This window comes from Paenibacillus sp. J22R3 (genome assembly GCF_056269305.1).
In genome coordinates, this window is record NZ_JBWDNS010000003.1 from 395,793 (window position 1) to 418,989 (window position 23,197).

At 51.5% G+C, this 23,197-nt stretch carries 22 protein-coding genes; 4 read left to right on the top strand and 18 right to left on the bottom strand.

Annotated features, from left to right (window positions below):
• Positions 1 to 172: 172 nt before the first annotated feature.
• Entirely contained in the window at positions 173 to 376 is a 204-nt protein-coding gene (locus AC0YN4_RS16615) for a hypothetical protein (protein WP_475782202.1), read from the top strand.
• 551 nt (positions 377 to 927) lie between these two features.
• Here AC0YN4_RS16615 and AC0YN4_RS16620 read toward each other — a convergent pair.
• From AC0YN4_RS16620 to kapB, 4 genes are all read right to left on the bottom strand, one after another.
• Complete coding sequence (locus AC0YN4_RS16620) at positions 928 to 2,949, bottom strand: YhgE/Pip family protein (protein ID WP_475836206.1); 2,022 nt, start codon at positions 2,947 to 2,949, stop codon at positions 928 to 930.
• Between the two features lie 217 nt (positions 2,950 to 3,166).
• The gene (locus AC0YN4_RS16625; RefSeq protein WP_475782204.1) at positions 3,167 to 3,751 is read right to left on the bottom strand and encodes a TetR/AcrR family transcriptional regulator; all 585 of its coding nucleotides are present in this window, start codon (positions 3,749 to 3,751) and stop codon (positions 3,167 to 3,169) included.
• A 104-nt stretch (positions 3,752 to 3,855) separates the two neighbouring features.
• Positions 3,856 to 4,422 carry an orotate phosphoribosyltransferase gene (gene pyrE / locus AC0YN4_RS16630; RefSeq protein WP_475782205.1) on the bottom strand — a complete coding sequence of 189 codons (567 nt, stop codon included), beginning with the start codon at positions 4,420 to 4,422 and terminating at the stop codon, positions 3,856 to 3,858.
• Positions 4,423 to 4,465: 43 nt separating this feature from the next.
• Positions 4,466 to 4,858 carry a sporulation phosphorelay system protein KapB gene (kapB, locus tag AC0YN4_RS16635; protein WP_475782206.1) on the bottom strand — a complete coding sequence of 131 codons (393 nt, stop codon included), beginning with the start codon at positions 4,856 to 4,858 and terminating at the stop codon, positions 4,466 to 4,468.
• Positions 4,859 to 5,043: 185 nt separating this feature from the next.
• On the opposite strand from kapB, the gene AC0YN4_RS16640 reads away from it, so the two are divergent.
• Positions 5,044 to 6,159, top strand: coding sequence for an MGDG synthase family glycosyltransferase (locus tag AC0YN4_RS16640; protein ID WP_090984508.1), 1,116 nt, complete (start codon positions 5,044 to 5,046; stop codon positions 6,157 to 6,159).
• A 76-nt stretch (positions 6,160 to 6,235) separates the two neighbouring features.
• Here the strand turns inward: AC0YN4_RS16640 and AC0YN4_RS16645 are convergent, their stop codons facing one another.
• The 6 genes from AC0YN4_RS16645 to AC0YN4_RS16670 form a co-directional block, all read right to left on the bottom strand.
• Positions 6,236 to 7,225 carry a C40 family peptidase gene (locus AC0YN4_RS16645; protein ID WP_475782208.1) on the bottom strand — a complete coding sequence of 330 codons (990 nt, stop codon included), beginning with the start codon at positions 7,223 to 7,225 and terminating at the stop codon, positions 6,236 to 6,238.
• 314 nt (positions 7,226 to 7,539) lie between these two features.
• Complete coding sequence (locus AC0YN4_RS16650; protein ID WP_475782209.1) at positions 7,540 to 7,776, bottom strand: KTSC domain-containing protein; 237 nt, start codon at positions 7,774 to 7,776, stop codon at positions 7,540 to 7,542.
• A gap of 105 nt (positions 7,777 to 7,881) precedes the next feature.
• Positions 7,882 to 8,460: a class I SAM-dependent methyltransferase gene (locus tag AC0YN4_RS16655; RefSeq protein ID WP_475782210.1), complete on the bottom strand. Its 579-nt coding sequence runs from the start codon at positions 8,458 to 8,460 to the stop codon at positions 7,882 to 7,884.
• 143 nt (positions 8,461 to 8,603) lie between these two features.
• Positions 8,604 to 9,086, bottom strand: coding sequence for a double zinc ribbon domain-containing protein (locus AC0YN4_RS16660; RefSeq protein ID WP_475836207.1), 483 nt, complete (start codon positions 9,084 to 9,086; stop codon positions 8,604 to 8,606).
• 238 nt (positions 9,087 to 9,324) lie between these two features.
• On the bottom strand, positions 9,325 to 10,947 hold the full coding sequence (locus AC0YN4_RS16665) for an ABC-F family ATP-binding cassette domain-containing protein (RefSeq protein ID WP_475782212.1): 1,623 nt from the start codon (positions 10,945 to 10,947) through the stop codon (positions 9,325 to 9,327).
• Positions 10,948 to 11,019: 72 nt separating this feature from the next.
• Positions 11,020 to 11,946: an MBL fold metallo-hydrolase gene (locus AC0YN4_RS16670; RefSeq protein WP_475836208.1), complete on the bottom strand. Its 927-nt coding sequence runs from the start codon at positions 11,944 to 11,946 to the stop codon at positions 11,020 to 11,022.
• A gap of 197 nt (positions 11,947 to 12,143) precedes the next feature.
• On the opposite strand from AC0YN4_RS16670, the gene AC0YN4_RS16675 reads away from it, so the two are divergent.
• Positions 12,144 to 13,322 (top strand): conserved virulence factor C family protein, encoded by a 1,179-nt coding sequence (locus AC0YN4_RS16675; protein WP_475836209.1) that lies wholly within the window; start codon positions 12,144 to 12,146, stop codon positions 13,320 to 13,322.
• A 192-nt stretch (positions 13,323 to 13,514) separates the two neighbouring features.
• On the top strand, positions 13,515 to 13,916 hold the full coding sequence (locus AC0YN4_RS16680) for a hypothetical protein (RefSeq protein WP_475836210.1): 402 nt from the start codon (positions 13,515 to 13,517) through the stop codon (positions 13,914 to 13,916).
• Between the two features lie 452 nt (positions 13,917 to 14,368).
• On the opposite strand, the gene AC0YN4_RS16685 is transcribed toward AC0YN4_RS16680, so the two are convergent.
• From AC0YN4_RS16685 to AC0YN4_RS16720, 8 genes are all read right to left on the bottom strand, one after another.
• Positions 14,369 to 15,154, bottom strand: a complete 786-nt coding sequence (locus tag AC0YN4_RS16685) for a transglutaminase domain-containing protein (protein WP_475782216.1) — start codon at positions 15,152 to 15,154, stop codon at positions 14,369 to 14,371.
• A gap of 116 nt (positions 15,155 to 15,270) precedes the next feature.
• Positions 15,271 to 17,277, bottom strand: coding sequence for an alpha-galactosidase (locus tag AC0YN4_RS16690; RefSeq protein WP_475836211.1), 2,007 nt, complete (start codon positions 17,275 to 17,277; stop codon positions 15,271 to 15,273).
• Positions 17,278 to 17,391: 114 nt separating this feature from the next.
• On the bottom strand, positions 17,392 to 18,687 hold the full coding sequence (locus tag AC0YN4_RS16695) for an ABC transporter substrate-binding protein (RefSeq protein WP_475836212.1): 1,296 nt from the start codon (positions 18,685 to 18,687) through the stop codon (positions 17,392 to 17,394).
• A 36-nt stretch (positions 18,688 to 18,723) separates the two neighbouring features.
• On the bottom strand, positions 18,724 to 19,608 hold the full coding sequence (locus tag AC0YN4_RS16700; RefSeq protein WP_090986908.1) for a carbohydrate ABC transporter permease: 885 nt from the start codon (positions 19,606 to 19,608) through the stop codon (positions 18,724 to 18,726).
• Complete coding sequence (locus AC0YN4_RS16705) at positions 19,608 to 20,522, bottom strand: carbohydrate ABC transporter permease (RefSeq protein ID WP_090986906.1); 915 nt, start codon at positions 20,520 to 20,522, stop codon at positions 19,608 to 19,610. Before AC0YN4_RS16705 ends, AC0YN4_RS16700 begins: the two co-directional genes overlap by 1 nt.
• A gap of 124 nt (positions 20,523 to 20,646) precedes the next feature.
• On the bottom strand, positions 20,647 to 21,663 hold the full coding sequence (locus AC0YN4_RS16710) for a LacI family DNA-binding transcriptional regulator (RefSeq protein ID WP_475836213.1): 1,017 nt from the start codon (positions 21,661 to 21,663) through the stop codon (positions 20,647 to 20,649).
• 208 nt (positions 21,664 to 21,871) lie between these two features.
• Positions 21,872 to 22,042, bottom strand: coding sequence for a hypothetical protein (locus AC0YN4_RS16715; RefSeq protein ID WP_475836214.1), 171 nt, complete (start codon positions 22,040 to 22,042; stop codon positions 21,872 to 21,874).
• A 149-nt stretch (positions 22,043 to 22,191) separates the two neighbouring features.
• Positions 22,192 to 23,196, bottom strand: a complete 1,005-nt coding sequence (locus AC0YN4_RS16720) for a zinc-binding dehydrogenase (protein WP_475836215.1) — start codon at positions 23,194 to 23,196, stop codon at positions 22,192 to 22,194.
• Between the last annotated feature and the right edge of the window lies 1 nt (position 23,197).

Consider the following 23,197-nt stretch of genomic DNA (forward strand, 5'->3'; position numbering starts at 1 on the left):
GGCGGTTTGAGGAGCGTGGCGCGAGTGGAGTCTGCCGGGGATTGGTTCGAAGTAGCTCAGTTGGTGGGCTTCATTATAGTAGATACATGAGGATTGGCTCGATGTGGATCTGCTGGTGAGCTTCTTTGGGCTATAATCGATTTGAGGCTAAAACCGATGGAGTTGCTCTAATGTGGACTTGCTGGTGGGCTTCTTGGGGCTAAAACCGATGGATTTGCTCTATGTAGACCTCCTGGTGGGCTTCTTGAGGCTAAAACCGATGGATTTGCTCCATGTAGACCTGCTGGTGGGCTTCTTGTGGCTAAAACCGATGGAGTTGCTTCATGTGGACCTGCTGGTGGGCTTCTTGAGGATAAAGCGAGTGGGCTTCTTTTGAGTAAAATAAGGGGGACACGCTCGATGTGGGTCTACTGGTGAACTTTTTGCAAACCTTGTAGAGTATCCCGTACCGCTCATATGTCAAATTTGCCGTTTTTTCCTTCATGTAGGGTAGCCGATACCTCTCTTTGAGTTAATAAACATTATTTTAGTGAATGTGCGGTAACGAGTACCTCTCATTGCGATTGATCACTTCCAAATACTAGAAACACATTGACTTCTAATGACTTAAATTGAATGAAATCAAATTTAGTTGCTTGAGCTTAATTCATCCGATATATGACGAAAGAGTAGCTCTGGGAGCTACTCTTTCGTTAATTCCGCGGGGGTTCCGCCAATGTGTGGCTCTGGGAGCTACTCTTTGGCAAAATTCCGCTGTTATATATTGATGTGTTGCTCTGAGAACTACTCTTGAACTAAAACCATTGTTAGCTGATCGAAGAGTAGCTCTGGGAGCTACTCTTTCGTTATTTTCGCAGGGATTCGTCAAAGAGTAGCTCTGGATGCTATTCTCTGACTAAATTCCGCGGGTAAGTGTTGCGCTGGGAGCTACACTGTTGTTGCGAGTTCTGTTGTTGTATCGCGTTTTGTTCTACGATGAAGCATGAGGAAGACGAGTAGGGATAGTACTGCGAACACGACTGCAAAGCTTGCTGTGTGCAGCGCTTTGCTGCCGACAGTTATGAGCTCGTTTCCTGTCACGATTTCGCGGAAGGCGCTAATTGTGTATGTCATCGGCAGCCATGCACTGATTTGCTGCAGCCACGATGGGACAAGCTCAGATGGATACGTGCCGGCACTGCCGGTCAGTTGTAGAATAAGCAGCATGACGGCGACAAAACGTCCCGGCTGATCGAGCAATGTAACAAGGAACTGTACGATCATCATGAAAGTGACACTTGCCAGCATCGACATGCCTATGAAAGCGCCTAAATGGTTCACTTTGAGGCCGATTCCGTAGAGCAGAATCGCATCTGCAATTAATGCTTGCACGATACCAACAACGATGAAGAGCAATACTTTGCTGACGAACCAGCTCCAGCCGGAGCGCGGCTTCAGTCCAGTTTCGCGCATCGGGATTACCATTGTGGAGAGCAAGGCGCCTACAAACAGACCGAGTGACAGGAAGTACGGAGTGAAGCCCGTACCGTAGTTCGGCACGTCGGTCAGCTTGTGCTCATCGACATGGACAGGGTTCGCGAACATGTCGTACAGGGCATCGGTTCCGATGATGCCCCCGGTTTGCTTCGCGGCATCGCCGAGCTTGCCCGACAGCTCGGCCGTGCCGCCTGCGAGCTGCTCCGCGCCGCTCGCAAGTGCGGCGGAGCCGCTAGCCAGCTTGCCGGAGCCCCCGGCAAGCTCGGCCGCACCGCGGCCTGCGGCGGCGGCGCCGTCCGCCAGCTTCGCGGCGCCGACCGCAGCGCTCTCGGCGCCGGCGGCTAGCTTGGCGCCGCCTTGCTGCGCGGCTGCGAGCTGCGCGTGCAGCGCCGCAAGCCCTTGCTGCAGCTGCAGCTGGCCCTGCTGCAGCTGCGCGCCGCCGGCGGCAAGCTTCGCGCTGCCGCCAGAGAGCTCGGCTGCGCCCGCGGATACCGCGCGGGCTGCGCCGAGGAGCTCCTGCAGCGCGGGATCCTGCGCTGCATCCGGCGAAGCTGCGGCGGCGTACGCTTCAAGCGCCGCCGACAGCTTCGCGGCTGCGCCGGCGAGCTGCGCACCGCCTTGCTCCGCCGAGGCAAGCCCATCGGCCAGCTTCGCACCGGCCTCGGCTGCTTGCTTAGCTCCGCCGCCGAGCTGCGCGCCGGCAGCCTCGAGCTTGCCGAGCCCGGCTGCGAGCGCCGCCGAGCCGTCACGAACTGCGGCCGTGCCGGCCGCCAATTGACCGGCGCCGCTCCCAAGCGCCTTAACGCCTCCGGCGAGCTGCTCCGTGCCGGAAGCCAGCTTCGCCACATTATCGCGCAGCAGCTTGGCACCGTTCTCCGCATCCAAGGCGCCGTCGCTCAGCTTGCCTGCACCTTCGCTCGCTTGTACGATGCCGTCGGATGCATCGCCAATGCTGGCAAAAACCGCCTCCGCATAAGCTTTTGTCACCTGCTGCGAAATTTCGGTTTGCAGCTTCTCGATGGCAGCTTGCCCGATTTTGGCTGCTAAGTAATTGCCGCTATCGTTGGACACATATCGGATAGCCGCAGGCTGCGGCTTCTCATCCAGCAGCGTGGTCGCTTGCTTGGAGAAGGACGCCGGAATTTCAATGACATAATAGTAATCCCCGTCCTGAACGCCTTTCTCCGCTTCAGCGCGGCTCACAAAAGCCCAATCAAATTCCGGATTCGCCTTCAATTCCTCCACCAAATCCTGTCCGACAGCCAGCGGTTTTCCTTCAAATTGTGCGCCGGCATCCTCATTCACGACCGCCACCGGCAGCTCACTCAGCTTCCCATACGGGTCCCAAAACGACCCAATCAACATCCCGCTGTACATAATCGGAATGAACAACACCCCAACAATCGGAATCAGGAGCTTGGGATTTCGGACAATCCGGCTTAACTCCTTGCCAAACAATGATAAACCTCGCATAGCGCTTTCCCCTCCATGAAAAATAATGAATAAATGACCAATATGGTTTTTCGGTCAATTCACTTCAAAAAAAAGGACTAGTCCACCTTCTCCAACTAGCCAACGCCCTTGTACCTCTGCCTGCACGTTTTCTTAACAAACCGCCGTCTCCGTACCTCTGCCTGCACGTTTCAGCCAACCTACTCCGCCACTCAGCTGGTTACAGACTTGCCTTACCTTACTTCACGCCTACACCTTCACGCAGCAAACTCGTAAAATAAGCCGCAAGCTCTTCACGCGACAGCTGGTGACTTCGGTTCCACTCGACGCCGATTGCAACATACAGCTTCAAGATCACAAAAGCAGTCAGCGCCGGATCAATATCGCGCAGCTCGTTCTTCTCAATTGCAAGCTCAATCTCATGCTGGATAAAAGCGTAAATGGCCTGTTCAAGCCTCGCCACGCCATCTTTCGCCATAGGCGTACCCAAATCGCGAATCTCCTGCGACAATTTCACGATGAGCTCATGCTTCTCGCGAAACAGCAGCAGCTCGTGCAGCACAGCTGCTAAGTTATCGAAGAAATTCCGCTTTCGGTCAATCGTGCGCTCCGCCAAGCTCCGAAGCTCGGCAGCCAGCTGCCCGATGATTTCATTAAACAAGTCTTCCTTCGTTGCAAAAAAAGTATAAATCGTTCCCTTGCCGACTGCAGCGATTTTGGAAACCAGCTCCATCGTTGTCGCCTTATAACCAAACATGGCAAACGATTTCCCCGCCGCCTCCACAATTTGCATTCTGCGATCGACCGGTTTCTTCTGTTCCATTGCGCTGCAGCCTCCTTCTTCAACATGATATAGGTCATAATAGCACTGACTGACCAGAAACGCAATACGGTCATTCGGTCATAATCGTGATACGACTCTTCTATTCAATCGCTCCAATCTTCACCCGAAAGCGCAGCATCCACATTACTGCCCGCTGCCTCAAGCTCTTCTATCGTAAACAAAGCATGCAGCTTCAGTCCGGCTTCCTCGAGCTTCTTGCGCCCATCCGGATTCCGTTCGATGACACATATGACGTCTTCCACAATAGCGCCGGCTGCGCGCAATTCTGCAACACTAAGCAGGATCTGTCCGCCGGTTGTGACGACATCTTCCACAACGCATACGTTCTGGCCGCGCACTTCCGCGCCTTCCGCAAGCTTGCATGTCCCATAATTCTTCGCCTGCTTTCGTACGAAAGCCGCGGGGATATTCGTTTCCAGCGATAGAGCCGTCGCAACCGGGATACCACCCATCTCAAGTCCGGCAAGCACATCTATGCCAACAGGAATACATAAGGCCAGTTCACAGGCAATCGCACCAAGCAAGCGAGGGTTCGCTTCAAATAAATATTTGTCAAAATACGTCTCCGAAACTTGACCGGAACGCAGCGTAAAACTCCCCGACAAATGCGAGCTGTTATAAATCCCTTGTGCCAAATCATTTCTATTCATACCGTATCCCCCTCCGGCTGCCTAAGCTGCTCTCGTCATACCCTTACTTATACTCTTTCTCCAACTGCCTCAGCTGCTCAAGACCGCGCTCCGCCCAGCGCTTCAGACGGTCGATCGCCTCGATTTCAGCAGCAACTGCTCGTGTAAGCGACTCTTTGTACGATGGCACTTCTCCTGGGTAAAGTCCGCTGATATCACCGTAAGGTACATTCGTTTTCTCGGTGTAGCTAAGCGCTCTGCGTTCATGGAACATCGGTACATCGGGATTATAGGGATTGTGCAAATCCCCCTGCTCCGGGTGCTTCAATACCGCCAGTACTTTAATCAATGCGCGCGGTCCGCCTGTTTCCATAACTTCCCCTGCATAGTCGCCTGATTTATAGGTAAACGTTACGATAGAACCTTGTTCCGGAATAAACTTTTGATTTTGCTGCATTTTGTAACCACTCCATTCTTGTCCGTATTCGCCGCTTCGGCGAACCGCCTAATTTTTAGCATAGAATAAGGATGCAATCATACGCAAGTCTTAATTCCAATCTTGTGCTTCAAAGGGAAAACAGCGTAATATGAGATAGAGAGTTCTTAGGGATTCCTGAACCGGTAGAAGAAGCAGGTGATAATGTGCGAAAAAAAAGAGTATTGCTCCTTTCCGAAGGGTTCGGTTCCGGGCATACCCAAGCGGCTTACGCGCTTGCGGTAGGTCTTCGTTCACTTGATTCTACAATTCAGACTCGCGTCATTGAGCTGGGCAATTTTCTTAATCCGGTCATCGGCCCGCTGATTGTATCCGCATATCGCAAAACAGTGACTAAACAGCCAAAACTGCTCGGAAAGCTTTACCGCAGACAATATAAAAAATCACTAAACCGATTCGCTCAGCTGGCGCTGCATCGTATTTTCTACACACATACATCGCAGGTGATCGCCCAATTGAAGCCGGATCTGATCGTATGCACGCACCCGGTACCTAATGCAGTCGTTTCGCGGTTGAAGAGGCTTGGGCTGCAAGTTCCACTCTATACGCTCATTACCGATTATGATGCTCATGGCACGTGGACAAGCTCCGAGGTGACCAAATATCTGGTGTCCACCAATGAGGTGAAGACCAAGCTGACCGACCGCGGCATCTCACCCGGGCGAATTGAGGTTACCGGCATTCCGGTACATCCGAACTTCTGGCAAACGCATGACAAGTCGGAGCTGCAGGCGCAGTTTGATTTGAAACCATTGCCAACCGTCCTTATTATGGGCGGTGGTTGGGGGATTATGTACAGCGATGATTTGCTCAGCTACATGACCCGTTGGCGTGATAAGATTCAGCTGATCTATTGTGTCGGCAACAACGAGAAAGTACGCGAGCGGATGCTGGCCGATCCGAGCTTCCAGCATTCAAACATCAAGGTGCTTGGATTCACCAAAGAAATCAACAAGCTGATGGACGTCTCTGACCTGCTGATTACGAAGCCCGGCGGCATGACATGTACGGAAGGCTTGAGCAAAAGCATCCCGATGCTGTTCTACGAACCGATTCCGGGACAAGAAGAAGTGAACTGCGAATACTTCGTCGCGAGCGGTTTTGGCGAGATGCTAATCTCTTCTGAAACGATTGATAAATGGTTCGCCCTTATTCAAGAGCCTTATACCTCCGGACAGCACCGGCTTGATCTAATAAACAAACGCAACCAACAATACAATCCGATGGAATGCTCCCGCGCCGTCCTGCAGTTTCTGCAGTGACGGTTTTTTTCTGTTCGGTTTACTGGAACAAAAAAACCGGATAGGCCATAGGCCAATCCGGTTTCGATAGTTTACTTTAAAGCACGCTTCCGCCAAACAAGAAGCGGTTCTCCCATTGTCCGCCTGCGATGTCGTTAATACGAACGCCGCCGGATTCTGTAGAATACGTATGTAGGATTTGGCCATTTCCAAGGTAGATGCCTACGTGTGTGATGGTTTCAGTCGCTTTGTTGACGCCTGCATAGTTGGAAGCTTTCGAGCCTTTGTACTCCATGAAGAACATCAGGTCGCCGCGTTTCAGTGAACGCCAGTCGGATTTCGTTGCGCCTTTGGCTTTCACGTAATCGCCTTGCTTGCGCGAATCAGCAGGAAGCGTCAGGTTTGCTCCTTCGCGGAATGCCGTGCGTACGAAGTCGGAGCAATCGAATGTTGTAGTCGTATCACGATCAGAGCCGAACTCATATGGCGTTCCCCAATATTTCATGCCGGCTGCAATTGTGTTCTCGATCAATTGCGGTGCGCTCGGAGTTGTGCCTCCGCCGCCTGTGCCTGAACCAGGCTTCGTGCCGCTAGGCAAAGAGAAGCTTGCACCAAGCGATATGTACTGCTCACTTGAGCTGACATAACCTTTAACACCATTGGAATCCGTTACAGCAAACCATGCGCTGTTTGGCTGACCTGTGATCAGGACCGATTCACCTTTGCTCAGATAGCGTAGACGCGTGCCGTCTGTGGAAGCGGATTTACGGAACGAAACGGATGAAACGATCGATGCGTTATAGATGATTTCAATATATTTATCGGAAGAAGAGACATAAGCGATCGTGCCCAGAACGTCTTGCACTTTGTACCAGCTCGCGTTCGTTCGCTCCAAGATGACAACGTTATCGCCAGCCTTCAAGTATTTGTAAACGGTTGAAGATGTAGACGGTGCGCTGCGGAAACTTACGCTGGACTGAATTTCTCCGACGACAGGTGCTGGAGCCGGTGAGGCGCCCATCACTGCTGGCATGACAAGCAAAGTAGTCAGAATCAGAACAAGCAGTGATGCTGTAAACTTTTTCATTTTGGTCCTCCTTGTGTTGGTCATGCTGTAGGCTTTTTGCCCTAATGCCAATTGTACGGTTCTACGCAAGATGCATATATCGTCCACATGTCTCATTTGTCATCCTGCTCACTAGTCGAATAGCCCTACCACACGAACCTACAGACGCAAAAAAGACACCTCCTTATCAGAGATGTCTTCAAGCGGACCCAAGCATTTCCTATGTTTCACTCCGAAGTGCTTCAGTCCTATACGAAAGCCTAAAGCACTAGTTTCTTCCACGCCTTCTTCAATCATGTAAATAATTCCAATATCGTTCCCCTACGAATGTACTGCTAATTCCTTTCCAATTCCGGAAAAAATGCTTGAAGTTCTGATTCACTTTGGCTTTTCTTGGTCACCAGCATGAGGGTATCGTAACGGTTAGGAGAATCGATGACGGACTGATAATCAAGTTTCCCGATTGACGAGAAAATAGCCACATCCCCTGTATGGTAGTACAGATATAAAGATGCCTCGTCCTCATTATACGAACAGAATGCGATTTGTTTGGATTCCACGGGTACGAGCATAGCCAACGCCTCCCAAGTGTAAGATATCGCAAGGACATTACTATATATATCCAAATTGTAACCATAACAGCACTATAGTGAATCGATATCCTTACAAAATATTATTTATCCCAAATACTTAATGGCCAGCAGTGCATCAATAGGCGTATGCTCCAAGCCAAATGCGTGAACAAAAGCCGGATTTCGCTGATCATGCATGCCTTTCATAATGGTGACCTCATAACCCAGATCCTCCAGTTCTGCCGGCTCCCAGCCGCTGCGATGCGTTTGGAATTTCTCCCCGTTCAGTCCGAAGTGATCCACATACTGCTGCGGGAAGAAACCTCGCGGCGTATATATGATGACATGGTGCTTGGCAATCATTTCTGCCTTCTGCAGGAGCAAATGGGCATCATGCTTGGTGAAATGCTCGATGGAATCGATGAACGACACCGCTGAGAACGACTTTGGCACAAACAGCTTATTCATCTCCCTGGCATCCGCATTTAAGGGAATAATATGACTGGCATTCGTTGCCCGGTTAACCAGATAAGGCCGATGAATCTCAAGCGCGACAATATGTGCATAGGGAAAAGTGTCCAGCAGGACACAAGGCCCACTCCCGATATCGAGCAAGCTCTCCCTATTCGTAAGCTTCTGATGAAGCATTGCATTGAAATCTCGATCCGTTGTTTCGTATGCCACTTCTGCTACCTCCTTCGCCTGACAGCTCTTCTGTTAGTTTATGAGCATGTCCTTGCAATGTAACGGCACATGTACAAGAATAAAAAAACAGTCCCCGTACACCAATAGGCGCATAGGGACTGCTGTGTAACAGGATTGAGGTGCTAGTATCCGGAACCGGAAGCGGATAAGCCCGAGCCGCAGGACACGCAAAACTTGGCATTCAGCTCGTTCTCGGTTTTGCAGGTGTTGCAGATGACGACAATTTCGCCGACAGTCGTTTCACTCTTCGGTTCATCACCCAGTGCAGATCCGCAATCCGGGCAGAACTTCGTATCGAGCGCTACGACTTTGCCGCAGCTGCAAGTTTTCTCGAAACGGATCATCTTGATTCGCTCCTCAAGCTGACCGACTTCTACATGCAGCTCATCTACCTGTAAGCAGCAATTTGACACTTCATGCTCGGCAGAAGCCAAGTCATGCGCTTGATGCGCACGGTAAACCGCTGCTCCGATTGTTGCATACACTTTGTCGATTTCTCTTTCTTTACCGGAAATCTGCGCTTTCAGTTTCGTGATTTCAACGGTTTGCTGTGCTTTCTTCGCCGCTTCCGATGCACCTTGTTTGACTTTATCGAAAAAGGACATTTACGATCGACTCCTTCAACTATTCATCTACTATTGTCATTTTAACATAAACCGCCCTAACTGGTCATGCACATCCAAAGTCCTAATAAACGACAGAACCCTACAATAGGCTATTGCTATAGTTTATGTGCCGGACAAGTGCGCAAGAACATATATCGCATCACATAGCAAAAAAGGACTGCCGAGAAGCATCTCGGTCAGTCCTTTCGTCATATATGCGCGATGTAATGGATATAGACTATTCGGCTGGGTACATACGCTCGCGAATCGCTTTAACTTCAGCGCTCTCGAGGTACTCATCGTAGGACATCATACGATCGATTATACCGTTAGGCGTAATTTCGATAATGCGGTTCGCAATCGTTTGAACGAACTGATGGTCATGCGATGTGAAGATCAGCGTGCCATCGAAGTCGATCAAGCCATTGTTAAGCGCCGTAATGGATTCGAGATCCAAATGGTTCGTCGGTTCATCCATAAGAAGAACGTTCGAGCTGGACAGCATCATCTTGGACAGCATGCAGCGAACCTTCTCGCCCCCGGATAGTACGCTTGCTTTCTTAAGCGCCTCATCACCGGAGAAGAGCATACGGCCAAGGAAGCCGCGGATGAAGCTCTCATCTTGATCCTTCGAATACTGGCGCAGCCAGTCGACCAGGTTCGTATCTACACCGTCGAAATATGCTGAGTTTTCTTTAGGGAAATACGCTTGTGTCGTTGTAATCCCCCATTGGAACGTACCTGCATCCGGCTCCAACTCGCCTGTAAGCAATTGAAATAGGATCGTTTTCGGCAACGTGTTCGGTCCAACAAGTGCGATTTTGTCGCCTTTGTTGATTGAGATCGTCAGGTTGTCGATCAGATTCACACCGTCAACGGCCTTCGTTAAGCCTTCCGTCAGCAGCAATTGTTTGCCTGCCTCACGCTCCGGCTTGAAGTTGATAAACGGATATTTACGGCTTGATGGACGAATGTCATCAAGCGTGATTTTGTCAAGAAGCTTCTTACGGGAAGTCGCTTGCTTGGATTTGGATTTGTTCGCGCTGAAACGTTGAATGAACGCTTGCAGCTCCTTGACTTTGTCTTCCTTCTTCTTGTTGTTATCGCGCATGAGCGTCAGCGCCAATTGGCTGGACTCGTACCAGAAGTCGTAGTTACCGACATACATCTGGATTTTGCCGAAATCGATATCCGCAATGTGCGTACATACTTGGTTCAAGAAGTGACGGTCATGGGATACTACGATGACAGTGCCTTCATAGCGGGAGAGGAAATCCTCAAGCCAGCCGATGGATTGCATGTCAAGATGGTTGGTAGGCTCATCGAGCAATAGAATGTTCGGTTCACCGAACAATGCTTGTGCCAAGAGCACGCGGACTTTCTCGTTACCGGAAAGCTCAGCCATTTTCTTGTCATGCAGATCCGGCGTAATACCGAGACCGTTCAACATACCTGCTGCTTCGGACTCCGCTTCCCAGCCGTTCATGTCTGCGAATTCCGCTTCCAATTCGCCTGCACGCATGCCGTCTTCATCGGTGAATTCCGCTTTCGCATAGATCGCGTCTTTCTCTTTCATGACTTCATATAGCTTCTTGTGACCCATAATAACCGTTTCGAGTACGAGGAAATCATCGTATTCGTAATGGTTCTGCTTCAGGACCGCATAGCGTTCGCCTGGTGTAATATGAACCTCGCCGCTCGTTTGCTCTACTTCGCCGGAAAGAATCTTCAGAAACGTCGATTTGCCTGCGCCGTTTGCACCAATCAAGCCGTAGCAGTTGCCAGGCGTAAATTTAATATTTACATCTTCAAATAGCGCACGCTTACCGAAACGAAGCGTTATGCCGCTTGTACTAATCATTGTAAACAATCCCGTCCTTCACTAAAAGTTCTACTCATCACACCATTATAGCATAAAATCGCGAAGGATTGCCTACTTGTTATCATTTAATCGAACGGTTTCCCCATGAGGCAGGATCATAACGGTTCCTCGCGGCAGCGAAAGCCGCTTGCTCTCTGCCTCCAGTCGATCCAATGCTTCACGCGGTGTGTCATCGGCTAATTTATACGAGCCGTAATGCATCGGAACGAACCGCTTGGCACGCACATCGAGGAAGGCTTGCAGCGCCTCCTCAGGCGTCACATGCTGCTGTCCCATGAACCATTCCGGTTCATAAGCACCGATCGGCATCAGCGCAACATCGATATCGAAACGATTTCCAATTTGTGTAAAACCGTCGAAATACCCGCTGTCCCCGGCAAAATATACCGTAGGCGCCAGTTCAGATTCGATGATGAATCCACCCCAGTGCGACTTGTTCGTGTCCGTCAAGGTACGGCGTGTCCAGTGCTGTGCCGGTACAAAAGTAAACGTAATGCCGCTGATTGAAGCCGACTGCCACCACTCGAGCTCAATAATGGAGGAGAAGCCTTTGCGACGCAGCTTATTTGCCAGCCCGACAGGTACGATCAACGTTTTGCTGCCTTTGAGCTGTTCGAGTGATTTCATATGAAGATGATCATAATGAGAATGAGAAATTAATACGACATCGATTGGCGGTACATCTTGAATCGCGAGACCCGGCGTAGACAGACGGCGTTGCAACGCAAGCTTATCGGCCCAAATCGGATCGGTCATTATATTAAGACCAGCGTGCTGGATTAGAAATGTAGAGTGGCCGATCCATGTCAACGATGGCTCAGCCGAATTGGAATGCAAATAAATCAAGTCCGGATCTGCGGTCGGGACGGTATAGGAATAATCTTTGTGCTTGATTTTGCCTGCGCGTTCCCGGCGCCATTGTCTGACTTCCTTGAACGTCTTCGGTACGGCTTCCGAATTCATATTTTCAAACCGCATGGTGCTCACGTCTCCCGTCGTGTTGTCAGTTACCTGTCTCTATACGGCTGCATGATACAACCATTCTCTATTTTCAAAGATACCAAGCTTAAATCGATTACGCAAACAGCGTTCAGCAGTTTGAATTTCAATTGTGGTACCCTTGCCAAATGGTTTACAATATAGTCTAACAATGAACGGGAATGGGGGAAAACCATATGAAATTACTTGGTATTGAACCGACGCCAAGTCCAAATACAATGAAATTGAATGTGAACGAGAAGCTTCCTTCCGGGCAGCGCTTTAGCCTTGCCCTAAGTGATGCCGACAGTGCGGCTGAACCGCTGCGCAGCCTGCTTCGCATTGACGGCGTGCGCGGCTTGTTCCGCACGACGGATTTTATCGCGCTCGACCGGAAGCCGGGGGCGGACTGGGAGCGGATTCTGGCCGAAGCGCGGCGCATCCTTGCGAGCGGCGATGAGGCCGGCTCGTCCGAAGGCTCTGGCGCGGGCACTGGCGCAGCCGTGCCCGGCGCAGAGAGCTTCGGCGAGGCGCACGCGTTCGTGCAGCTGTATCGGGGCATTCCGATGCAGGTGCGCGTACGCACGCCCGGCGGCGAAGCGCGTGCGGCGCTGCCCGCGCAGTTCACGGAGGCGGTGACGCGGGCAGCCGCCTCTTCGATGATTCGCGAGCGAATGCTGGAGGAGCTCGGGGTCCGCTACGGCGAGCCCGATGAGATTGCAGCGGAGCTCGTGCGCGAGCTTGAAGCCGCTTATCCGCAGGAGCGGCTCGAGGAACTTATCGCGGCAGCGATCGCGCTCGGCGCCGCGCCTGCCGATGCGCCGGCGGCCCCGGCTGCGCGGCCTGCGCCGCTGTCGGCAGAGCAGCTCGCCGAGCGGCTCGCATCGCCGGAGTGGAGCGTGCGCTACGAGGCGCTCTCGCGCACGGCGCCGGAGCCGGCGATGCTCCCGCTGCTCGCCCAAGCCATATCCGACGACAACGTCTCCATCCGGAGACTGGCCGTCGTCTATCTGGGCGAGCTGCGCCTGCCGGAGGCGATGCCGCTCCTCATCGCGGCCCTGCGCGACGCTTCCGCGTCCGTGCGGCGCACCGCCGGCGACACGCTATCGGATCTTGGCGACCCCGCCGCGATCCCAGCCATGATCGAAGCGCTGCGCGACCGCAACAAGCTCGTCCGCTGGCGGGCCGCACGCTTCCTCTATGAAGTCGGCGACGACTCCGCGGCAGAGGCGCTGCAAGCAGCTGCGGCTGACCCGGAATTCGAGGTCAGCCTGCAGGCGCGCATCGCCCTGGAACGAATCGAGCGCGGCGAGGAAGCTGCCGGATCGGTCTGGCAGCAGATGACAGCACAAAGAAGTAGCAAACCACAACCTTAATTACTTGGTCTGCTAACTTCGGCTTTGGCTTTGGCTTTGGCTTTGGCTCTGGCTTTAGCTTCGGCTCTGGCTTTAGGATAAGCTTTAGCTTTAGCCTTTAGCCTTTAGCCTTTAGCCTTTAACCTTTAGCTTCGGCTTCGGCTTTGGTGTTATTGTTGGTATCGGTTGGTGTTGGTGTTGGTGTTGGTGTCGATGTCGGTATCGGTGTTGGTGTCGGTGTCGGTGTCGGTGTCGGTGTCGGTGTTGGTATCGGTGTCGGTATCGGTGTTGGTGTCGGTGTTGGTGTTGGTGTTGGTGTTGGTGTTGGTGTTGGTGTTGGTGTTGGTGTCCGTGTCGGTGTCCGTGTCGGTGTTGGTATTGGTATGTGTCGATGTTGGTGTCGATTTCGGTGTCGATGTCGGTGTCGATGTCGGTGTTGGTGCGGGTATTGATGTCGGTGTCGATGTCGATGTCGGTGTTGGTGCGGGTATTGGTGTCGATGTCGGTGTTGGTGCGGGTATTGATGTCGGTGTCGATGTCGATGTCGATGTCGGTGTTGGTGCGGGTATTGGTGTGGTTGTGGGTGTTGCTCAAATCGTGATTTGGAGACGATAATGTTGCATAAAGTGCAACATATCGACCGATTTAATGCCGAAACTCCGATTATGTTGCATAAACTGCAACATTTCTCAGAAGTTGAGGCCCAAATCGTGATATGGAGACGATAATGTTGCATAAAGTGCAACATATCAACCGATTTAATGCCGAATCTCCGATTATATTGCATGTAATGCAACATTTCTCAGAAAAGGCGCGAGGGCGGCCATAGAGTAGCGCCGATCTAGCGGTAATCTGTCTCAAAAGCGCCAGGAATCTAGCAGCTATCAGTTACCTATTGCCTATTGCCTGTTGCCTATTGCCCGTTGCCTGTTACCCGCAGTCCGCACCAGGCCACGATGGATGCCACAAATAAAAGGAGCTAAGCACTTTCAGATGCTTAGCTCCTTTATTTCAATCAAACGAATTTGCGGTGGGAAAGCCCCTACTTGTTTCTCGCGCTGAACCCGCTATCGCGTCATCGGATACGCTTTATCCCAGCTGTGATCCTGCTTCATGAAGCGATCATTTTTCAAGAAATACGTACGACTGACTTCACCGGGCCGATCCGGAAGCGGATCATCCCAAGTCACGTCCATATGATGCCAGCCGTTATTCAGGCGTACCAAATTCCAAAGATGGCTTCCGGAATTCACCTTGCCTTCCACGATTCTCGACTCCACACCTGCATGCGACAGCATACGGTAGGCCAGCAGAGAGTACCCTTGACAGACGGCCGTACCAGTTTCAAGCGCATCCATCGCCGTGTATCGCTGCAGCGTTGTATCGTACGCCACATGCTTCACAATCCAATCGTGAATGTAGGTCACCTTCTCGAGCGGATCCATTTTGTCCACGACAATCGAAGGCAATGCTTGAGCAATTAATTGATCCACGCGTCTCGTTTGCTCTGCTGTCTCACGATAGGTAATGGTCAGCTTAATCTTCGCATTCGTGCCCCATGTGCGAATCGTATAGAGATACGAATCCACAATATAGGCAATATAATCGTCGGCCGCGAAGGTATCGCGTATAAGCATCGGGAATTGCTCGGACAACGCTGTGCGATTCCCATCGTAGGATATGGAGATTTCCGGCTTCTGCTCGAGCAGCTGCTGCAATATTTCTGCTTTAAGCTCTTGAAGTGTCGTGCTATTCGATGCCGCTTGGACGACTTTAATTTCTCGAAAATCCGAACCAAGTCCCACGAACAGAATCAAAGAGACGAGGGCCAATCGTATCATCAATCGGTGCATGTCCATTTGACTCCCTTCTACCTGCCTCTTGGCTTACCTAAATCCATTATAGCAAAGTGGAATGGATGGAATAAAGCAAAGAAGGAAAATATGGGAAATTAGTTCGATTTTCGATATTACACAACCGTAACTCTATTAAGCGTCAATAAAGCCGATTCTTCAATCTCCAGCCCGCTGAAAAGAATGCCCTCTGTCATCAACTGCTCCCCTGTACGCACTACCGGTTCCTCATGATTCTCGCTGGATAGGTACGTCAGTTGATAGGCTGCAGCCGCGTCCAGTCCCTGCATGTGAATCGAACGAGTCGCTTCTGTGCCGGGCAGACGGAACACGAACAGCAAATGCTCCTCACCGCTTTGTTGACTGTATTGAAAAGCAGACCAGCAATCGCCAAGGCCGCCTCTTACCGGCTGCCCGGTCAACCGATACATATCAGCCGAGCGGACAAAAGGCTTCACCGTTTGTTGGTAGACATCAATGTGATGCGCAAGCCGTTCACGCATCCACTCCGGCATCTGCGGAAGCTTCTGCGAAATGCCGAAGCCGCGAAGCATCGCAATTCGCGTATAATAGTCGAATTGATAGGACTTCAAATCGGGTGAATTCGGGTGAAATTGCTGCTTCTCATAATTCCATAGAAATTCGGAATAGCTCCAGTGCAAGCAGACATCCGCCGCCAGCATCGTAGTTGCTCCCCAGAAAACTTGCAGACTATGCTCCGGCCAATCCGGATCGCTTAAGAAGGTTGTATGGGTATGACTCATCATCCCGAGATCAATACGAAGCCCGCCGGAGGAGCAGTTTTCCAAAATCACCTCAGGATGTTTAGCACGAACGCGATCGAGCATCCGATAGTAACCGTTGTAATGCTCGAATAGTCCGTCTCCGGCACCGTGACCATGGTCGGTACAATTACAGCCCGCTTGCGGATCCAAGTTAAAGTCCAGTTTGATCCACTGACAGTTGTAGCCTTCGATCAAACCATCCAATGTGCTTAAAGCCCACTCCTCTACTTCCGGATTGCCAAAGCAGAGATAACCAAGCTGCTCTCCATCTCTGCGTGCGGGGAAGGATGGATGGCGCTTCGATAAATGCGCGGATTTGCCCAGCGCTTCGATCTCGCACCACAGTCCAAAATTCATCCCGAGCTCATGCACGTAATCCGACAACGCACGAATGCCGCTTGGAAAACGCGTCGTATTCACCATTTCCCAATCACCTCGGTTCTCGAACCATTCTGAAGCTGCTTCAGATGGCCCGAACCAACCGGCATCCAGCGTACAAATTTCAATGCCGAGCTTCGCCGCTTCAGCCGCATTGGCACGGAATACGTCCTCGTTAATCGTCTTGTCCTCGTAGCTCCACCAATGATTCCATTCTGCCGGGAGAGAACGGGAGAATTCATTGCTCACATACCAATGCTTGCGTCCCACTCGAGCAAATTGGATTGACGTACTGTTAAGCTCGCCGCCGCTTCCTGCCGCAATGGCGACATGAATGCCCTCCATGGTTTGTCCCGGCTGCAGCACTTTGGCGAATTCCCAATCATTCAGCCCCCCGCTCACTTCAAAAAGCTTACGTCTTGCGCTTTCTTCGCTCACCTCAGCTCGTTCACAGCGCAAAATCCAATTGCCGGACCACATCGGCGATACCGTTAACAAGTCGCCATCAATCCCTATGAGACTCATCCAAGGGTGCATGTCCTTCGACGAGCGTCCTTGCCTTGTTTGCAAAATAACATCCTCATCCGCCAGCAGCATGCGAACCGGTTCGAACTCGGCTCCCCACTCGCTCTTGTAGTGCATTAGCGTCCACGAATCCTCGGGAAGCCGCAGCCGGAAGGAGTCCACTCGTTCAATGGTCACGGATTCCATTCCTTCATTACGCACCGATACCCAACGCTCCACCAGTGAGGTTTTCTCATAAGCCAACACATGACTTTCTATGACCAAATCCAGCGCGCCGCCATAATGATAGATGGACACGTTATGCAGCGCACCATCTGCCGCAGCTCTCTCTTCTGTCCCTATTGATCGAATACCATCCGTTTGACCATCAATCCTCAGGCTATTCACAACTACCGCAAAATCCGTCCCAGCAATCACTTGCGCCAATCTATTCACCTAGTACACGCTCCTAGTTATGTCATTGCAACAACTGCGCCTATCTCTTCAACCGCAAGCAAAAGGCCGCACCTTAAAGTAGAAATTCTACTTTAAAGCACAGCCTCCTCTTCCCTATTTCTTCGAAATAATTTCGTTCACTTGCTCATCCATTTTCTGCAGCGCTTCGTCGACTGTTATCTTGTTTGCAAAAATTTGATCGACCAGCGGCGTAATCGCTTTATCTTGCGCTTCACGCCATCTGAGGTGATAGATATCGCCGATGTTGCCGTATTTCATCCAGTCGAAGCGAGCCGTTTGGTAGCCTTCCGGCGCCCATGCCGGTGTTTCCACCTTCGAGAGTGCTGTTTTGTTGATCGGAATCCACGATTGCTGCTTCGCCAGCGTTTCTTGGTTCTCGGTCATCGTCCATTTAATGAATTCCCATGCTTGATCCGGGTGCTTCGACTTCTCCGTCATCGCATAACCGCCCATCCAGTATGGAACGACACGTTTGTCTTCCCACTTCGGCATTGGCGCCATATCCCAGTGCAAGTCCTTCTTCTCTTTGAGGTTACCCAGATCCCAGTCACCGCCAACATACATGGCAATTTTGCCTGTCAAGAAGTCGCCGCCAAGGGCATTCGATTGTGCCGCATCCGGCGCAACATGATGCTTGTAGATCAGATCCTGCAAGTATTGCAGCGCATTCTTCGTCTCCGGCGTATTAAATGTCAGCTTCTCCGGATCGTGAATGTTCGGTGCCAATACCCCGCCTTGCTCTTGGCTAAGCGCCATCCAGCCCCACCATGCGCCAAGGGACATGCTCGTGCCGAACTGCACCGTTTTGTCGCCTTCTTTGATTGTCAGCTTCTGAGCGGCCGCGAGGTAATCATCCCAGTTCCAGTTCTCGTTCGGGTATGCGACATTCGCTTTGTCGAACAAGTCTTTGTTATAGTACATGACTAGCGTTTGATAGTTTTCCGGTGCAACATACATGTTGCTGCCATCAAATTTGAACGGCTCGAACAACTTCTCGTCGTAGTCGGCCATCTTAAGATCGCGGTCGAAGTATGGCTGAAGATTTTTCATAAGTCCTTTTTTGTACCAGGCATAGGCAGGCACATCCCAGTAGAACAAATCTACAGGCGAGTTCGAAGCAAGGGACATCTCGATTTTCTTGAACGTTTCGTCCCAAGGCAGGAGCGTCATTTTTACTTGAATGTTCGGGTGTGTATCGTTAAAGCGTTTCACTTTATCTTTCTCTTCTTCATCTAAAGCGGGGCCGTTCGACCAACGGATGAAATTGAGTTCAACCTTCTCATCCTTGCTGCCTGTGTTGCCGTTGTCATTCCCGCCGCAGCCATACAAGACCGTGGACAGTGCCATGACGAGCGTCATTACTAAAGCCAGCTTACGTTTGCGAAACATACAGATCCCTCTTTTCTCTGTTTTACGTTATGGTTGTCAACCTTTAACGCCGGTAAATACCATGCCCTTGACGAAAATCTTCTGGCAAAGGAAGTACAGAATGACACATGGAGCGATCGCATAAAGCGATGCAGCCATCAGGAGATGAAGATCAGGTGCGCTTCTTGCAGAGCCTTGGAAGTAGGACAGACCCAGCGCCAATGTACGCTTATTCTCATCCGTCAAATAAATGAGCGGCCCCATAAAATCATTCCAAGTCCCCATGAACGTGAACACGCCTACCGTAACAAGCACCGGCTTGCTGAGCGGAACCATGATCCGCGCCCATATGCCATACGTGTTGCATCCATCGATTCGCGCCGAATCCTCGAGCTCGTAGGGGATACCCATGAAGAACTGCCGCATCATGAAGATGAAGAAGGCGCTTCCAAACCATGCAGGAATGATGAGCGGCAGGAAGGTATCCACCCAGCCCAGCTTGTTGAAGAACAGATAAATCGGCACCATCGTTACGGCGCTCGGCAGCATCATCGTCGCCAGCAGCACGAGGAAGATGAAGTTGCGTCCGGGCGCATTCAGCCGCGAGAAGCCATACGCGGCGAAGGAGCAAGAGAACAGCGTTCCGATCATGACGAATACGACAATGAAGAGCGAGTTCTTCGTATATAAGCCAAACGGAAAGGTTGTAAAAGCTTCCACGTAGTTATGCCATTGCATCGGCTGCGGGATCCACTGCGGCGGGAAGATGTAGACGTCCGCTTTGAGCTTCAATGAAGTAGACAGCATCCACGCGAATGGAATCAGAATAATGATGGAGCCGATGCAGAGCAGCAGATAGCTGAATAGTTTGGACATGAGCTCTGACTGACTGCGAGAGAGCTTTCTACGGACAGGCGCATCTGTTTGTGTGATCGTGTTCATTATTTTCCCGACCTCCTGTTCCCTTCGTAGAAGACCCACATCGGCGATGATTTGAAGATGATTAACGTGAACGCCAGAATGATGAGGAAGAGCACCCAGGCCAGCGCGGACGCATAACCCATTTGCAAATAGTCAAAAGCATTACGATATAAGTACAGCACGCTGAACAACGTAGCGTTGTTCGGCCCGCCTGCCGTCATGATGAAGCCTTCCGTAAATACTTGAAGCGCTCCGATAATGCCGGTAATCAAATTGAAGAAAATAACAGGTGAGAGCATAGGCAGCGTAATATGCCGGAATTGCTTCCGTTTGTTCGCTCCGTCAATCTCCGCAGCCTCATAGAGATCCGTTGGAATGCCTTGCAGGCCGGCCAGATAGACCAGCATGCTTCCGCCAACGCCCCATAGTCCCATAATAATGATCGGCGGCAGTGCCCACTGTTCATCGATGAACCATTTCGGTCCCTCGAAACCGATTAAGCTGATGGCCCAGTTGATTAACCCGAAATCCGGATTGAAAATCCACTTCCACAGCAAGGCAACCGCAACACCCGACATGACCGCAGGCAAGTAGAAAATCGTTCGGAAGAAGAAGATACCCTTAATGTTCTTGTTAAGCAGCAGTGCCAGCGCCAAGGAAACGACCAGTCCCAGTGGTACGCTCACGACGGAGTAGATCATCGTTACCTTAAGCGATTGCCAGAACAAGGAGTCCTTGAACAATTCGATATAATTGTCCAGTCCGACCCATCTAGGCGTGCTCAGAATATCGTAGTCCGTAAAGCTGAAGTAGGCAGATGCCGCGATTGGTCCCAGCATGAAGAATAACAAGCCGAGTATCGCAGGACTCATAAACACGTAACCGTCGAGCGCTTCACGTCTGGACCGGGTCCACCATCTTTTCTTTGTGTTCATACTCGTCGTTCACCTCCAAGATCGATTGGAATTAAACTTATTTTCGGTTTTCCGAAACGTTTCGGATGCCCATCTGAAAAAGAGCGCTGCTGCTCTCCTCAATTCGCTCCCTACTACTAGCTTCCTAAGGTATCGCTCTCGTGCTCTCGCGGATAATTAATTCATTTTGCAATACGATTTTGCGGTCCATTTGGCGGTTCTCCATCATATCGATGACGAGCTGCGCTGCCTGGTAACCCATCTCGTATTTATCTTGACGGATAGTTGTCAGCTTCGGCGAGCAGTAGGCAGCTACCGGGATGTCGTCATAGCCGACGATGGACAACGTTTGCGGGACTTGCCGCTTCAGCTTCTCCATTGCGCGGAGCGCGCCGAGTACCATCAAGTCACTCGCCGAGAACACCGCCGTTACGTCGGGATGATTGAGCAGGATGCGATACATCGCCTCGCAGCCGCCGTCTTCTGAGAAGTTGCCGTCGAAGACGAGTTCCGGATCGTAAGGGATTCCGGCTTTCTCCAATGCTTGCTTGTAGCCCTGCAGCCTTCTGATGCTGACTGCCGCTTCGTTATGGCCGTTGATCATCGCGATCTTACGATGCCCTAGCTCAAGCAGATGATTGACCGCAAGCGTTGCCCCGTACACATTGTCCGTTGTAACATGGCCTGCGTTCTTGCTCTCGACCGGAATGTCGATCAGCACACACGGGTAATCGGCTTTGCTCACAATTTCCTCCAGGTACGGATCATTCACCCGTAAGCCGAACACAATTGCACCATCCACGCCGCGCTCCCTGCACAGATCCGAATAGGATTTCTTCAGCTGCTTCTTCGAGCTCGTGCTGAATAGCAGAATATCGTAATCGAGCATCGTCGAGCGGTCATTAATGCCGCACAAGATCTCGTAGGCGAGCGCATCCTTGACGCCTTCCCGGTTAATATCCGAGATGATGACGCCGATCGTTCTTGATTTCTTCATCACCAGACTTCTGGCAGCAGCGCTTGGTCGATAATTCATTTCTTCGGCAGCCTGCTTAATTTTCTTGCGCGTTTCCTCATTGACGTCGCTGTATCCGTTAAGCGCTCTTGATACAGTCGTAACCGACAATCCGGTTGCTTTAGCCAGGTCTTTAATGGTGGTCACAACTTGCACATCCTCTATCGAAACGTTTCGGGTTGATTATGGACTCAGTATAGGTCAAAATGACAGCGTTTGCAAGAGCAAAATTAGGGGACAAACACGGGGAACGACCGGCTGCTTGTACGTTAATTCGCCGCTGATGTGTTGCATTGGGAGCTACACATTTGCTAGATTCGGTGGCTTGTCGCTGATGTGTTGCTCTGAGAGCTACTCATTTGCTAGTTTCGCCGACTAACTGCTGATGTGTTGCCCTGGGGACTACACATTTGCTAAATTCGCCGACTAATTGCTGCGCGGTACCTGCTACTTCTCTTGCAGCTAATTTGCCGGTTTCCCGCCAATGTGCGGTACCTGCTACCTCTCTTGATGCTACTTTGCCCATTCTCCCACCAATGTGAGGTACCCGGTACCTCTCTTGATGCTACTTCCCTGGTATTCTCGCCAGCACGCTCTTCCCCACCGGTTAAACATAAATAAGAGCCATCTCAAAAGTTGCCGTGCACACTTTTGAGATAGCCCTTGAAGGACATTTTATACCTGCCGCCAGTCCAAAATGACCCCTAGGCATGGGCTTTTCGGGGCAGTAATCAGCTCCCAAGCTTCGGCAGCATCTTCTGCAGGAAACCGATGTGTGATCAGCTGTTCAGTCGTCAGCCAACCTTCTCGAATGGCCGCTATCGTAGCTGCCATTCGATCTGCCGACCAGCCGGATGGGGTATACAGCGTGATCTCCTGCTCGCGAAGCTTCTGGATATCGATCATCCCCGCTTCGCCTAGGTAGCCTGCCGAAACGAGGTGGCTGTCGTGTTTCATATGCGGCTGCAGCTTGCGGAAGGTATCGAGGCTGCCCACCGTGTCAATCACAATGGCGAGCTGCTTGTTCTCACTCTCCAGCACTTGCGCGGGATCGCTGATATGGCCATTGATCGGAGTGGCATAGCCTCCAGCAACGGCAAGCTTCAGCCTCTCCTCCCGATGTCCGAGCAGATAAACCTGCGCACCGCGATGAGCCAGCGTCTGTGCCGCCCATTGGCCAACGAGCCCGTCGCCGATTACAACCGCAATGTCTCCCTCCGAAACTGGCGGCCGCATGCCGCAGTTATAGCCGACCTGCGTAAGCACCGTGCCCGAGTAGGCTAGTGGCTCCGGCCCCTCCTCCGATAGCTTCCATACTTGGGAGCCGTCTGTAACGGCCGGATTGATATGACCGCCAAAATCAAAGTACATACCGTCTACTTTACTGACAGATGCGAATACGCGATCCCCCGCTTTTACATGTGTCACCGCTGCTCCGGTTGAAATAACACGCCCTACCTTCTGATAACCGGGTACATGCGGGAAAGGCCATGGCCCCCCATCCGTGTATGGAACCTCGCCAGAAATACGCTCCCCACGGAAGAAAGACGATTCGGTTCCGATGCTGATCCAGGAATATTCGAGCTCAATGACGACATCACGATCAGTAGGTTCAGGCACTTCTACGGTCCGAACGCTCACCACTTCTTTTGTTTCGAATACGACTGCCAGTGCTTTCATA

Coding starts and splice junctions, on each gene's coding strand:
- AC0YN4_RS16620 (WP_475836206.1), bottom strand. CDS start 2,949: ATGCGAGGTTTATCATTGTTTGGCAAGGAGTTAAGCCGGATTGTCCGA.
- AC0YN4_RS16625 (WP_475782204.1), bottom strand. CDS start 3,751: ATGGAACAGAAGAAACCGGTCGATCGCAGAATGCAAATTGTGGAGGCG.
- pyrE (WP_475782205.1), bottom strand. CDS start 4,422: ATGAATAGAAATGATTTGGCACAAGGGATTTATAACAGCTCGCATTTG.
- kapB (WP_475782206.1), bottom strand. CDS start 4,858: ATGCAGCAAAATCAAAAGTTTATTCCGGAACAAGGTTCTATCGTAACG.
- AC0YN4_RS16645 (WP_475782208.1), bottom strand. CDS start 7,225: ATGAAAAAGTTTACAGCATCACTGCTTGTTCTGATTCTGACTACTTTG.
- AC0YN4_RS16650 (WP_475782209.1), bottom strand. CDS start 7,776: ATGCTCGTACCCGTGGAATCCAAACAAATCGCATTCTGTTCGTATAAT.
- AC0YN4_RS16660 (WP_475836207.1), bottom strand. CDS start 9,086: ATGTCCTTTTTCGATAAAGTCAAACAAGGTGCATCGGAAGCGGCGAAG.
- AC0YN4_RS16665 (WP_475782212.1), bottom strand. CDS start 10,947: ATGATTAGTACAAGCGGCATAACGCTTCGTTTCGGTAAGCGTGCGCTA.
- AC0YN4_RS16670 (WP_475836208.1), bottom strand. CDS start 11,946: ATGCGGTTTGAAAATATGAATTCGGAAGCCGTACCGAAGACGTTCAAG.
- AC0YN4_RS16675 (WP_475836209.1), top strand. CDS start 12,144: ATGAAATTACTTGGTATTGAACCGACGCCAAGTCCAAATACAATGAAA.
- AC0YN4_RS16680 (WP_475836210.1), top strand. CDS start 13,515: ATGTCGGTATCGGTGTTGGTGTCGGTGTCGGTGTCGGTGTCGGTGTCG.
- AC0YN4_RS16685 (WP_475782216.1), bottom strand. CDS start 15,154: ATGCACCGATTGATGATACGATTGGCCCTCGTCTCTTTGATTCTGTTC.
- AC0YN4_RS16695 (WP_475836212.1), bottom strand. CDS start 18,687: ATGTTTCGCAAACGTAAGCTGGCTTTAGTAATGACGCTCGTCATGGCA.
- AC0YN4_RS16700 (WP_090986908.1), bottom strand. CDS start 19,608: ATGAACACGATCACACAAACAGATGCGCCTGTCCGTAGAAAGCTCTCT.
- AC0YN4_RS16705 (WP_090986906.1), bottom strand. CDS start 20,522: ATGAACACAAAGAAAAGATGGTGGACCCGGTCCAGACGTGAAGCGCTC.
- AC0YN4_RS16715 (WP_475836214.1), bottom strand. CDS start 22,042: ATGGGCAAAGTAGCATCAAGAGAGGTAGCAGGTACCGCACATTGGCGG.
- AC0YN4_RS16720 (WP_475836215.1), bottom strand. CDS start 23,196: ATGAAAGCACTGGCAGTCGTATTCGAAACAAAAGAAGTGGTGAGCGTT.